Source organism: Amycolatopsis cihanbeyliensis (genome assembly GCF_006715045.1).
Taxonomy (GTDB): Bacteria; Actinomycetota; Actinomycetes; order Mycobacteriales; family Pseudonocardiaceae; genus Amycolatopsis; species Amycolatopsis cihanbeyliensis.
In genome coordinates this window covers 5782953-5795526 of sequence record NZ_VFML01000001.1, presented here as the reverse complement: position 1 = coordinate 5795526, position 12574 = coordinate 5782953, and the positions used below count along the sequence as shown (strand labels likewise).

The window sequence follows — 12574 nt, the reverse complement described above, 5'->3', positions numbered from 1 at the left end:
GAATCAGGCCGGAATTCGAATTAAGTTACCGTGAGAGCAATTTATTATCATATTCCTGCGACCATACTCCGAACCGGCTGTCACCAATGTTCGAGAAGTGCCGCCGGTCAGTGCGTCAGCACCGGCGAAGCGGGCTGGTCACTTCCTTGCCCCGGCCCGTCCTCCACCGGTGGCTCCGGCGGACGCTTCGGAAGGAACAGCGCGGGCACCAGACATACCGCGATCAGCACCACCGCCCAGACGAAGGTCGAGGCGAACGAGTCGGCGGCCATGACCGAGGCCTGCTCACGAGTCGCCGGATTCGCGATCGCCGCGGTGGCGGCAAGCTGGCCGTCGCTGGTCGGCACGCCGAACTTCCCGGCAAGCAGGCCGGCCAGAATGATCGACATCACCGCGGAGCCGACCGCACCCGCGGTCTGCTGGATGATGTTCAGCGCGCTCGAGGCGCGGGCGACCATCTTGCTGGTCAGCGTCTGCAGCGCCGCCGACATGATCGGCATCATCGTCGCGCCCATACCGAGCCCCATCACGAACAGGGCCAGCAACAGTTGCCAGTACGGCGTATCCGACCCGACCTGGGTGAACATCCCCATTCCCGCGAGGATCAGCACGAGCCCCGGCAGTACCACCTTCCCGGCCCCGATCTTGTCGGCAAGCCTGCCGCACAGCGGCATGGTGATCATGGCGCCGATCCCCTGCGGCGCGAGCAGCAGCCCGGCCTGCAATGCCGTCTCCCCACGCACCAGCAGGAAGTAGGTCGGCAGCAACAACATCGCCCCGAAGAAGGCCACGGAGAACAACGCCATGGTCACGACCGAGACGGAGAAGGTTCCGTCCCGGAAAAGGCGCAGGTCGATAAGGGCGTTCTCGATCCGCAGGGCCCGCAGGACGAAGCCGACGATCAGCACGATCCCGGCCAGAGTGGGCAGCCACACGCTGGTGGCCTGCACCCCGCCGGCACTCGGAATGTTGGACACGCCGTAGATCAGCGCGGCGAGCCCCGGCGAGAGGGTCACCATACCGACGAAATCGAACCGCTCCGCGGGTTCGGGATCGTCCTTGGGCAGCAACCGCCAGGCCAGCAGCAGCGCGATGATCCCGATGGGAACGTTGATGTAGAAGATCCAACGCCAGCTCACCGAGTCGACCAGCCAGCCACCGAGGATCGGGCCGCCGATCGGTCCGAGCAGCATCGGCACCCCGAGTACGGCCATCACCCTGCCGACCCGGTGTGGACCGGCCGCCTTGGTCATGATCGTCATACCGGCCGGCATCAGCATGCCGCCGCCGAGGCCCTGCACCACCCGGAACAGGATCAGCGATTCGATGCTCCAGGCCAGTCCGGCGAGCATCGAACCAATCAAGAACAAGGCGATGGCGAGCAGGTAGAGCCGTTTGGTACCGAACCTGTCACAGGCCCAACCGGTCACCGGGATGACCGTGGCCAGGGCCAGCATATAGCCGGTGACGATCCACTGGACGGTGTCGAACGAGGTCTCGAACTCGATGGTCAGCGCCTGCAGCGCCACGTTGACGACCGTGGTGTCCAGGATCGCCATGATGGCGCCGAGGATCACCACCACGGCGACCTTCAACACACCCTTGTCGAGCTTGTCGGTCCCCTGGCCAGCGTCCTGTTTCTGTTCTGGGGTTGCCATGAAGATCCGTTTCCCGCTGGAATACCCGCACGGAACGGGCATTCGAAGACTAAAATATTCGAATATACGGGTCCCGCTTTGTGGCACTAAAAAGACCGCAAGCCCCCGGTGATCATCCGCACCGAGACTACTGACAGTGCGACCATCGATGCCAACGATTCTTGTTGGCTGTGCGCGCAATCACAATGGGCCGAGCACCGGGTTCGCGTTCCGCTTACGGAGGCTCGCCCTTGGTACCGATTCGATCAGCCGCGTTCGATGAGATGACCGACCACATCGGGCCCGGGATGTGCCGAGCCGGACGCGTCCCTGCGCATGTCCACCTCGGGCAGTTCCACCTGGTCGCCGTTCTTCGTGGCGCCGGCGGGGCGCGGGCCGACCCAGGCCACGGTGAGCTCGGTTTCCCCCTTGAGGAACCGCTGCACGCGCACCCCGCCGGTCGCCCGCCCCTTGGCGGGATACTCGGCGAACGGGGTCACCTTCACGCTGGAGCCGGTCGCGGTCACCACCATCGACTCGCCGTGCGCCTCGGCGTCCTCGTCATCGGCACGCACCGCGCCGAAGAACACCACATGCGCGTCGGCGCCGAGGCTGATCCCGGCCATCCCGCCACCCTTGAGGCCCTGTGGCCGCACCAGGGAGGCCGCGTACCGCAACAGCGTGCCCTGGGAGGACACGAACACGCAGGTCTCCGCGCCGTCGTCCAGCCAGGTCGCACCGACCACCTCGTCGCCGTCCTTGAGGCTGATCACGTCGAACTCGTCCGCGCGGACCGGCCATTCCGGGGAGCACACCTTCACCACGCCGTTGCGGGTGCCCAGTGCCAGCCCGGGTGACCCGGTCGCGTGCTCACCGACCGGAGCCAGACCGATCACCTTCTCACCCTTGCCCAGCGGCACCAGCTCCCTGGTGGCCATCCCGCCACGCAGGGACACCGTGCCCGCCTGTTCCGGCAGCACCGGCAGCGGCAACACCTCGGTCTTGACCGCGCGACCGTGGTTGGTTACCAGCAGGACCTGCCCGCGGGCCGTGGAGTGCACCAGCGCCGCGACCGCGTCATGCTTGACCCTGCCGTTGCGGCGGCGGCTCTCCGACGCCTCCTCCGACTCGGCCGCCGTCCTGGCGACCAGCCCGGTGGCGGACAGGACGACCTGGCACGGGTCGTCGGCCACCTCCAGCGGGCCGGAGGGTTTCGACGCGGCCAGCACCTCCTTGAGATCACCGTCGATCAAGGCGGTGCGCCGCTCGGTGGAGAAGTCCTTGGCCACCTTGCCCAGTTCCCTGGACACCACCTTCTTCAGCACCGACTCGTCGTCCAGGATGGTGGCCAGCTCGGCGATCTCCTCGCGCAGCCGGTCCTGCTCGGCCTCCAGCTCCAGCTTGTCGTACTTGGTGAGCCGCCGCAGCGGGGTGTCCAGGATGTACGTGGCCTGGATCTCGGACAGCTTGAACCGCTTCATCAGGCCGTCCTTCGCGGCCTGCGCGTTCTCGCTATCCCGGATCAGCTTGATCACCTTGTCGATGTCCAGCAACGCCTTCAGCAGGCCCTCGACCAGGTGCAGGCGTTCCTCGCGCTTGCGCTTGCGGTACCGGGTCCGGCGGGTGACCACCTCGTACCGGTGCGCGAGAAAGACCTCGAGCAGCTCCTTGAGTCCGAGGGTGCGCGGCTGTCCCTCGACGAGCACCAGGTTGTTGATCCCGAAGGACTGCTCCAGCGGGGTCAGCCGGTACAGGTCGGAAAGCAGCGCCTGCGGGTTCACCCCGACCTTGCACTCGATGACCAGCCGGGTGCCGTTCTCCCGATCGGTCAGGTCCTTCACGTCCGCGATGCCGGTCAGCCGTTTCGACTTGTTCACCTCGTCGGTGATCTTCTCGATCACCTTCTCCGGCCCGACCCCGTAGGGCAGCTCGGTGACCGTGATGGCCTGCCGCCCCCGGCTGCCCTCCAGCGGGCCGGTCTCCGCCGCGGCCCGCATCCGGACCACCCCACGGCCGGTCTCGTAGGCCCGCCTGACCTCGTCAAGGCCCAGCAGCATCCCGCCGGTCGGCAGGTCGGGTCCGGGTACGAACTCCATCAGCTTGTCCAGCGTGGCGTCCGGGTGATTGATCAGCCAGCGCGCCGCGGCGACGACTTCGCCGAGGTTGTGCGGGATCATGTTGGTCGCCATCCCGACCGCGATCCCCGAGGTGCCGTTCACCAGCAGGTTCGGGAACGCGGCGGGGAGCACGATCGGCTCCTCCAGCGAGCCGTCGTAGTTGGGCCGGAAGTCGACGGTCTCCTCACCGAGTTCGCCGACCAGCTGCATGGCCTCGGGGGACATCCGTGCCTCGGTGTACCTGCTGGCCGCCGGGCCGTCGTCCGGGCTGCCGAAGTTGCCGTGCCCGTCCACCAGCGGCACGTTCATCGAGAAGTCCTGGGCGAGGCGGACCATGGCGTCGTAGATCGCCGTGTCGCCGTGCGGGTGGTACCGGCCCATCACGTCGCCGACCACACGGGAGGACTTCACGTAGGCATGGTTCGGCCGGTAGCCGTTCTGGTTCATCGAGAACAGGATCCGGCGGTGCACCGGCTTGAGCCCGTCCCGCGCGTCCGGCAGCGCGCGGGAGTGAATGACCGAGTAGGCGTACTCCAGGTAGGAATCCTCGATCTCGGTCTTGACCGGGTTCTCGAATATCTGCGCGCCCGCCTGGTCGAACACGGTCGGGTCGACCTTGGTCTGGGGGCCCTTGCGGCGTGCCATTGCTCAGTTTCTCCTGTGTCTCAGCAAATCGGGAGGCTCGATGTTCGCCCAACCGCTCAAATATCGATCGCGGCCTGGTCCACCCTGGCCGCCGACTCGACCAGCCAGTTGCGCCGTGGTTCGACCTTCTCCCCCATCAGCAGTTCCAGCGCCTGCTCCGCGGCGTCCACGTCCTCGAGGGTGATCCGGCGGACCGACCGGGTCGCCGGGTTCATCGTGGTCTCCCACAGCTCGTCCGCGTCCATCTCGCCGAGCCCCTTGAACCGCGGTACCGGCTTGACGATCTGCTTGCCCGCCTTCTCCAGCCTGGCGACCGTGGACTCCATCTCCCGTTCGGTGAAGGTGAAGGTGGTCTGCGAGTTACGCCCCTTGGTCACGATCTTGTGCAGCGGGGGCATGGCCGCGTACAGCCTGCCGTCCTCGATGACCGGGCGCATGTACTTGGCGAACAGGGTGATCAGCAGGGTGCGGATGTGCGAACCGTCCACGTCCGCGTCCGCCATCAGGATCACCCTGCCGTAGCGCATGGTGCCGAGGTCGAAGGTGCGCCCGGTGCCTGCCCCGAGCACCTGCACGATCGCGGCGATCTCCGCGTTCTTCAAGGTGTCGCCGAGGCTCGCCTTCTGCACGTTCAGGATCTTGCCGCGCAGCGGCAGCAGCGCCTGGTACTCCGAGACCCGCGCCATCCGCGCCGAACCGAGCGCGCTGTCCCCCTCCACCAGGAACAGCTCGCTGCGGCCGACCCCGGTGGTGCGGCAGTCCACCAGTTTCGGCGGCATGGCCGCGCCCTCGAGCGCGGTCTTGCGCCGGGCCGCGTCCTTCTGCTGCTTCTGCACCAGCCGGACCCTGGCGGCGTCCACGATCTTCTGCAGGACGGTCTTCGCCTCGGTCCTGGTCTTGCGGGCCTCGGTCCAGGCCTTGAGCTGTTGCTCGACGACGCCTTGGACGACCTTGGTGATCCCGGCCGTGGACAGCTCGTCCTTCGTCTGCGAGGTGAACTGCGGCTCGGGAATCCGCACGTGGAGCACGGCGGTCATGCCCTCGAGCACGTCGTCCAGCGTCGGCAGGTCCTCCTTCGGCTTGAGCAAGCCCCTGCTCTTGGAGATGGCCTCCTGCAGGGAACGCAGTGCCGCGCGCTCGAACCCCTTGCGGTGCGTACCGCCGTGCACGTTCCGGATCGTGTTGGTGAAGCACTCGACGGTGCGCTCGTAGCCGGTTCCCCAGCGAAGCGCCACCTCGACCTCGGCCCGACGTTCCACATTGGACTGCATCACGCCGTTGGCGTCCGCGGCGTTCTCCTTGTAGGTGCCGACGCCGTTGATGAAGACCGTCCCGGAGACCGGTTTGTCTCCCGCGGGGGCGAGAAAGTCGACCATATCGGAGAGGCCGTTCGGGAAGTGGAAGGTCTCCTCGTCGATGCCACCCTCGGTGGCGTCCCGCAGCACGTAGGTGACGCCGGGGACCAGGAAGGCGGTATTGCGCAGCTTGGCGCGCACCGTCTCGATCTCCAGCACGGCGCTCTTCTCGAAGTATCGGGCGTCGTGCCAGTACCGGATCGAGGTGCCGGTGCCTTCGCCACGCTTGAGCTTGCGGACCGCGCGCAGGCCGGGCTGCTTGGTGAACCTGGCCTTCGGGCCCGCGCCGTCGAACACCCCGGGCACCCCGCGGGCGAAGGAGATCTCGTGCACCTTGCCGTCCCGCTTCACGATGACGTCGAACCGCAGCGACAGCGCGTTCACCGCGGAGGCGCCGACACCGTGCAGCCCACCCGAGGCCTTGTAGCCGGAACCACCGAACTTGCCCCCCGCGTGCAGCCTGGTCAGCACCAGTTCGACCCCGGAAAGCCCGGACTTCGCGTGCACCCCGGTCGGGATGCCACGGCCGTCGTCGTCCACCTGCACACTGCCGTCCGCGTGCAGGGTCACCACGATCTTGCTCGCGTGTCCGGCCACGCCCTCGTCCGTCGAGTTGTCCACAACCTCGGCGAAGAGGTGATTGACACCACGGCTGTCGGTGGACCCGATGTACATCCCGGGTCGCTTCCGGACCGCTTCCAAGCCCTCCAGGTGGGTCAGGTCGTCGGCCCCGTACAGGGACTCGGCAGAGACAGTCACAGGGTCGTTCTCCCAGATCGTGGCGTAGGGGCACGTTGCTGACCAGCGTGCCCGGGGCCGACCGGACACCTAAGCCGGCAACTCACCGTACTGCAGGGTATCGGCAACCCCTGACAAGCTTGCGCCCGTCACCGGGTGTCGGGCCCGGCTCTCCCCTGATCCGGGGCCTGTTCCGGATACGGTGGGCGGGTATCCTGGAGGCACAGGCACGACAGAACGGGCACAGCGATGGTCAGCTACAGCGAGGACAAGGAAGCATACCTGAAGCGGCTCCGCCGGATCGAAGGCCAGATTCGTGGCCTGCAGCGGATGATCGAGCAGGACAAGTACTGCATCGACGTCCTGACCCAGGTCTCCGCCGCCACCAAGGCGCTCCAGTCGTTCTCCCTCGGTTTGCTCGAGGAGCACCTGTCCACCTGCGTGGTCGAGGCGGCCACCACGGGCGGCACGGAGGCCCAGACCAAGGTGCGGGAGGCATCCGACGCCATCGCGCGCCTGGTCCGATCGTAGAAGTCGACCGCCGCGCTCAGGGGGCGCGGCGCAGGCGCAGGCTGTTACTGACCACGAACACCGAGCTGAGTGCCATGGCGGCGCCGGCGATCATCGGGCTGAGCAGGCCCGCCGCGGCCAGCGGCAGTGCGGCGGTGTTGTAGGCGAAGGCCCAGAACAGGTTGCCCTTGATGGTGCGCAGGGTGCGCCGGGACAGCCGGATCGCCTGCGCGGCGGCGCGCAGGTCGCCGCGCACCAGCGTGAGGTCACCGGCCTCGATCGCCACATCGGTCCCGGTGCCCATGGCAAGGCCCAGGTCGGCCGTGGCCAGCGCGGCGGCGTCGTTGATCCCGTCGCCCACCATCGCCACCACGGCCCCTTCCGCCTGCAACCGCGACACCACGTCCACCTTGTCCTTCGGCAGTACCTCCGCGATGACCCGGTCGACTCCGACCTCGGCGGCCACGGCGCGAGCCACGGTCTCGTTGTCGCCGGTGAGCAGGATCGGGGTCAGGCCCAACTCCCGCAGCCGGGCGACCGCCTCGGCCGAGTCCGGTTTGACGGTGTCGGCGACCGCGAGCACGGCGCGTGCCTGCCCGGCCCAGCCGACCAGCACGGCGGTCCTGCCCTGCTGCTGCGCGGCCTGGCGAGCCGCGTCCAGCTCGGCCGGGATGCGCAGGCCGGCCTCGACCAGCAGCGCCGCCCTGCCGACCAGCACGGACTGACCGTCCACCACACCCCGCACGCCGACGCCCTCCACGACGCCGAACTCGGCGACCTCGCCCAGCTCACCGGCCCGCTCCCGGGCTCCGCGGGCGATTGCCTGTGCGATCGGGTGCTCGGACGCGTTCTCCAGCGCTCCGGCCAGCCGTAACACCCGCGTGGCGGTCTCCCCCTCCGCCGGGTGTACGTCCACCAGCGCCATCCTGCCGGTGGTCACCGTGCCGGTCTTGTCCAGGACCACGGTGTCCACCACGCGAGTGGACTCCAGCACCTCCGGCCCTTTGATCAGGATCCCCAGCTGGGCACCACGCCCGGTACCCACCAGCAACGCCGTCGGCGTCGCCAGGCCCAACGCGCACGGGCAGGCGATGATCAGCACCGCCACCGCGGCGGTGAACGCCTCGGTGGCCGAGCCGCCGGTGGCGAGCCAGACCGCGAGGGTTCCCAGCGCCAGTGCGATCACCACCGGCACGAACACCGCCGAGATCCGGTCGGCCAGCCGTTGCACGGCCGCCTTGCCCGACTGCGCCTGCTCGACCAGCCTGGCCATGTGCGCGAGCTGGGTGTCCGCCCCGACCCGGGTGGCGCGCACGATCAGCCTGCCGCCCGCGTTCACGGTCGCGCCGACCACGCTGTCGCCTGCGCGCACCTCCACCGGGACGGACTCGCCGGTGAGCATGCTGGCGTCCACTGCCGAGCTGCCGTCCACGACCAGCCCGTCGGTGGCGACCTTCTCCCCTGGCCGCACCACGAACTCGTCCCCCACCACCAACTCCCCGGTGGGGATACGCCGCTCCGCCCCGTCCCGCAGCACCGCCACTTCCCTGGCACCCAGCTCGAGCAAGGCCCGCAGCGCCGCCCCTGCCCTGCGCTTGGACCGCGCCTCGAAGTAGCGTCCGGCGAGGATGAAGGTCGTCACCCCCGCCGCCACCTCGAGATAGATGTGGGCGGTGCCGAACAGCAGGGCGTACAGCGACCACGCGAAGGCCGCCAGCGTGCCCATCGAGATGAGCGTGTCCATGGTCGCGGCGCCATGCCGCAGGTTCACCAGCGCCGCCCGGTGGAACGGCCAGGCCGCCCACAGCACGACCGGCGTGGCCAGTACCAGCGACACCCATTCCCAGGAGGGGAACCGCAGTACCGGGAGCATCGCGAGCGCGATCACCGGCACGGACAGCGCGGCGGCACCGAGCAACCGCGCGCGCAGCGAGCGATCGCCAGGGCCCTCCTCGCCCGCGGGCTTCGATTCCGGCAGCCGTGCCGTGTAGCCTGCCGCCTCCACCTGTTCGATCAGTTGCTCGGGACGAACCGCGCCGGCGTAGGAGACCGCGGCCTTCTCGGTCGCGTAGTTGACCTCGGCGGACACCCCGTCCAGCTTGTTCAGCTTTCGCTCGACCCTGCCGGCGCAGGAAGCGCAGGTCATGCCCCCGATCACCAGCTCGACCCTGGACGGGGTCTCGGCGGAGCGCAGCTCGGAGGTCATGTCGTCGCCAGCTGGTAACCGGCCTCCTCGACGGCGGCCCGCACCTCGGCGAGATCGGGGTCGCCCTCGCTGGTCACCGTGACGGCGCCGGTCGGCAGGTCCACCGACACCGCGGTCACGCCCTGGACACCGCCGACCTCCTCGGTCACCGACTTGACGCAGTGCTGGCAGGTCATTCCGGTCACGGTGTAAGTGGTCTCGGCCACGACGATACTCCTGTTCGGTTTCGGTTCACGCGACTTTCCGCCGCACCGTCGTTCATACCCTAGGGGGGTAAAGTCGGTCAACCGACGATCGGGCGCGCCCGCGGGCGCGTACTCCGTGCCTTACCTCTGAGGAACGCAACTCAGCGCGATCCGGTTCAGCTACCCCAGCGGGGTAAGGTATGAACTCTCGGCGACGTTCCGAACACATCATCGGTCGGATCGCCGGCACTCCGCGACAGCGGCCTCGACCACCCCGTGCGGAGCCAGGCGAGCAGGCGTGCCCCGAACCTGACTTTCCGGACGGGTGAACCGGGGCGCGCCGGGGTCCGTGGTTGGGGGCACAGGTCGAGCAAGAAACCAGACCTTCCTACGACCCGGCCTCCCTACGAAAACGAGGAGAAAGTCCATGTTCCACAAGCGTATCGTCGTGCCGCTCGCCTCGGCCGCGGCCGGCCTGCTCGCGCTCAGTGGGTGCGCGGGGCTCGGCGAGTCCGGCGGCGGGGCGTCGAACGACGACCCGGCGCCGGTGGCCGACACCTCCCAGGCCGCCGGCGCCGGTGGTGGCGCCCCGGCGGGGCAGGTCACGCTCAGCGCCACCGAGGTCGACGGCGTCGGCGAGGCGGTCACCGATCAGGACGGCTTCACGCTGTATCGCTTCGACAAGGACACCGCGAAACCTCCCGTCTCGAACTGCGCGGGTAGCTGCGCGCAGACCTGGCCACCGGTGGTCGCCGACGGGCAGGTGGACGTGCAGGGCGTGGACGCGAACCTGGTCGGCAGCGTGCGGCGCACGGACGGTTCGGAGCAGGTCACCATCGGCGGCTGGCCGGTGTACCGCTACGCCGAGGACGGCGGTCCGGGGGAAAGCTCGGGCCAGGGCGTCGGCGGCGCCTGGTACGCGGTGAACCCGACCGGCGGCAAGGCAGGCGCCGCCCAGCAGGACGGCGCCGCCGGCACCACGCTGATCGCCGACGAGGCGGAAGGCGTGGGCAGGATCGTCACCGACGCGGAGGGCTTCTCCCTCTACCTGTTCACCGACGACACGAAGGAACCCTCCAAATCCAACTGCGAGGGCGAGTGCGCGCAGAACTGGCCGCCGGTGATCGCCGAGGGCACGGTGGATGTGCGGGGTGTCGACGAGAACCTGGTCAGCACCGTCGAACGCGCGGACGGCTCCGAGCAGGTCACCATCGGCGGCTGGCCGGTGTACCGCTACGCCGAGGACACCGAGCCCGGTCAGGCGAACGGCCACGGCGTCGGCGGCAAGTGGTACGCCATGATGCCGGAAGGGTGCAAGTCGGAGGCACCTCCGGTGGAGGAGTCCGGATCCGAGGAGTCCGGATCGGGTTCCGAGTCCGCCGAGGACGGCGGCTACAGCTACTGACTGTCCATCGCCAGGTAACCGCCCGCGCCACTGCCCCGGTGGCGCGGGCGGTTTCTTCGGCACGGGAACGGGGTTCGGCGATATCCGGCGGAGTTCATTGAACCGTGACCTGGCGCGCGTCGTATATAAGAGTGAAGGCCCCGCAGCGTCGCTTCCCCCGGCGACGGCATTATCCAATTCTACTGTGGACTGATATATCCACGGTAGGAACGCGCGCGTTCCATGATGGTTCCGTCGTACCGACGCCTGCGCGGCCACGTTGACGAGATACCCGATCAGGAGGCAGTCATGGCACTGCACAAGACTCCAAGCCGCAAACGCAAACGGCTGCTCGCCGGCATGGTCGCCGGGGTGATGGCGGCCGGCGCCGCGATCGGCGTGGCCACCGCATCGGCACACGGCGGCTTCTACCCGACCGGCGGTGGATCCGACCGGGGTAACGACCGATCCGACCGGGACCGTGATCGAGACCGAGACGACCGGGAGCCAGGCGAGGATCCACTCGCGCCGCCCTCGGAAGACTTCTACGTCGACATCCAGGATGTCGAGCCCAACGCCGAGGACCTCGAGCTCCAGGCATCCCCCGGTACGTTCGTCACCCAGTGCGGCCGCAACGAGGAACAGCACCTGAACTCGGCCAACGTCGTGATCAGCCCCGGTGTCTTCAACGGCGCGCAGCACGTGCACGACTATGTCGGAAACCTCACCACCACCGAGAAGTCCGACAACCGTAGCCTTTCCGTCGGCGACACCACCTGCCGGTTCGGCGATCGCTCCACCTACTACTGGCCGGTGGTGCGCGAGCTCGGGCTGCAAGGCGCCGACCGGAACGAGCCGGGCGGCGCGGTGGACGGCAACGTGGGCAAGGTCCTGACCCCCGCCGAGGTCACCGTGGAGTTCCGCGGCAACGCGGAGGACAGGGTCTCACCCATGCCCCGTTTCCTCCGGGGCGTCACCGGGGACGCCAAGGCGGTCACCAACGGCGACGACAACGTGAACGCGCGGTGGACCTGCACCGGCTTCGAGGACCGGCGGACGACCCAGTACCCGATCTGCCCGGAAGGCAGTCAACTGATGCGTATCCTGGACTTCCCGAGTTGCTGGGACGGCGAGAACACCGACAGCGACAACCATCGGGACCACCTCCGGTTCGTCGAGCGGGACGGCGAGTGCCCGCGCGGCACCAGAGCGGTGCCACAGCTGCGCTACACCCTGGTGTACGACACGCCGAACGAGGTACAGGGCTTCGCCCTCGACTCCTTCCCCGAGCAGGCACACAACCCCAAGACCGACCACGCTGCCTTCATCAACGTCATGCCGCGGCGGCTCATGAACTTCGCCGTGCGATGCATCAACAGTGGGCGCTCCTGCTGACAGCCTCTCCCCTGCCCTGGTGTCCGTCGCGCGGGCGGGCACCAGGGCAGGGGCGTTCCGGCGCTGTCCGTACGAGTCACGATTCGGGATTGTCGAGGAGCGGGTATGAGCTTCGAACGTTTCCGCAGTGGTCCACGGATCAGCGTGGACAACGACCGCTGCGAGCTGTATGCCATCTGCCAGGCCGAGGCGCCCGAGCTGTTCGAGCTGGGCCCCGACGGGCGGCTGCGTTACCGGCGCAGGCTGGCGGAGCGGGACTACCAGGCCGCGGCCGCGGCGGCCCGCTGCTGCCCGACGCAGGCCATCTCCCCGCGTGGCCTCCCCGGTGACCGCGGCATCGAGCTCACCGGCAAGCCGGAGGACTCCGCGCCGCGGCGGGCGGAACCGCCGCGGCAACGGTGA

9 protein-coding genes are annotated in these 12574 nt (G+C 68.6%); 4 read left to right on the top strand and 5 right to left on the bottom strand.

What is annotated here, in order from left to right; all coding sequences use genetic code 11:
• Positions 1-107 precede the first annotated feature (107 nt).
• From FB471_RS26495 to FB471_RS26485, 3 genes are all read right to left on the bottom strand, one after another.
• On the bottom strand, positions 108-1658 hold the full coding sequence (locus tag FB471_RS26495) for a DHA2 family efflux MFS transporter permease subunit (protein WP_142001036.1): 1551 nt from the start codon (positions 1656-1658) through the stop codon (positions 108-110).
• 245 nt (positions 1659-1903) lie between these two features.
• Entirely contained in the window at positions 1904-4399 is a 2496-nt protein-coding gene (locus tag FB471_RS26490; RefSeq protein ID WP_142001035.1) for a DNA gyrase/topoisomerase IV subunit A, read from the bottom strand.
• Between the two features lie 56 nt (positions 4400-4455).
• Positions 4456-6513: a DNA gyrase/topoisomerase IV subunit B gene (locus FB471_RS26485; RefSeq protein ID WP_142001034.1), complete on the bottom strand. Its 2058-nt coding sequence runs from the start codon at positions 6511-6513 to the stop codon at positions 4456-4458.
• Between the two features lie 228 nt (positions 6514-6741).
• Here FB471_RS26485 and FB471_RS26480 point away from each other — a divergent pair, with 228 nt between their 5' ends.
• The gene (locus tag FB471_RS26480) at positions 6742-7023 is read left to right on the top strand and encodes a metal-sensitive transcriptional regulator (RefSeq protein WP_142001033.1); all 282 of its coding nucleotides are present in this window, start codon (positions 6742-6744) and stop codon (positions 7021-7023) included.
• 16 nt (positions 7024-7039) lie between these two features.
• Here the strand turns inward: FB471_RS26480 and FB471_RS26475 are convergent, their stop codons facing one another.
• Both FB471_RS26475 and FB471_RS26470 read right to left on the bottom strand, forming a co-directional pair.
• Positions 7040-9208, bottom strand: a complete 2169-nt coding sequence (locus FB471_RS26475; RefSeq protein ID WP_142001032.1) for a heavy metal translocating P-type ATPase — start codon at positions 9206-9208, stop codon at positions 7040-7042.
• The gene (locus FB471_RS26470) at positions 9205-9414 is read right to left on the bottom strand and encodes a heavy-metal-associated domain-containing protein (RefSeq protein ID WP_142001031.1); all 210 of its coding nucleotides are present in this window, start codon (positions 9412-9414) and stop codon (positions 9205-9207) included. Before FB471_RS26470 ends, FB471_RS26475 begins: the two co-directional genes overlap by 4 nt.
• A 406-nt stretch (positions 9415-9820) precedes the next feature.
• On the opposite strand from FB471_RS26470, the gene FB471_RS26465 reads away from it, so the two are divergent.
• The 3 genes from FB471_RS26465 (at position 9821) to FB471_RS26455 (ending at position 12574) form a co-directional block, all read left to right on the top strand.
• Positions 9821-10798, top strand: a complete 978-nt coding sequence (locus FB471_RS26465; RefSeq protein WP_142001030.1) for a hypothetical protein — start codon at positions 9821-9823, stop codon at positions 10796-10798.
• A gap of 288 nt (positions 10799-11086) precedes the next feature.
• Entirely contained in the window at positions 11087-12172 is a 1086-nt protein-coding gene (locus FB471_RS26460; protein ID WP_211358151.1) for a DUF1996 domain-containing protein, read from the top strand.
• A 105-nt stretch (positions 12173-12277) separates the two neighbouring features.
• Positions 12278-12574, top strand: coding sequence for a ferredoxin (locus tag FB471_RS26455; protein WP_142001028.1), 297 nt, complete (start codon positions 12278-12280; stop codon positions 12572-12574).

Bases quoted from the DNA above. Each gene is read 5' to 3' on its own strand.
- FB471_RS26495 (WP_142001036.1), bottom strand. From the start codon at position 1,658: ATGGCAACCCCAGAACAGAAACAGGACGCTGGCCAGGGGACCGACAAG.
- FB471_RS26490 (WP_142001035.1), bottom strand. From the start codon at position 4,399: ATGGCACGCCGCAAGGGCCCCCAGACCAAGGTCGACCCGACCGTGTTC.
- FB471_RS26480 (WP_142001033.1), top strand. From the start codon at position 6,742: ATGGTCAGCTACAGCGAGGACAAGGAAGCATACCTGAAGCGGCTCCGC.
- FB471_RS26475 (WP_142001032.1), bottom strand. From the start codon at position 9,208: ATGACCTCCGAGCTGCGCTCCGCCGAGACCCCGTCCAGGGTCGAGCTG.
- FB471_RS26465 (WP_142001030.1), top strand. From the start codon at position 9,821: ATGTTCCACAAGCGTATCGTCGTGCCGCTCGCCTCGGCCGCGGCCGGC.
- FB471_RS26460 (WP_211358151.1), top strand. From the start codon at position 11,087: ATGGCACTGCACAAGACTCCAAGCCGCAAACGCAAACGGCTGCTCGCC.
- FB471_RS26455 (WP_142001028.1), top strand. From the start codon at position 12,278: ATGAGCTTCGAACGTTTCCGCAGTGGTCCACGGATCAGCGTGGACAAC.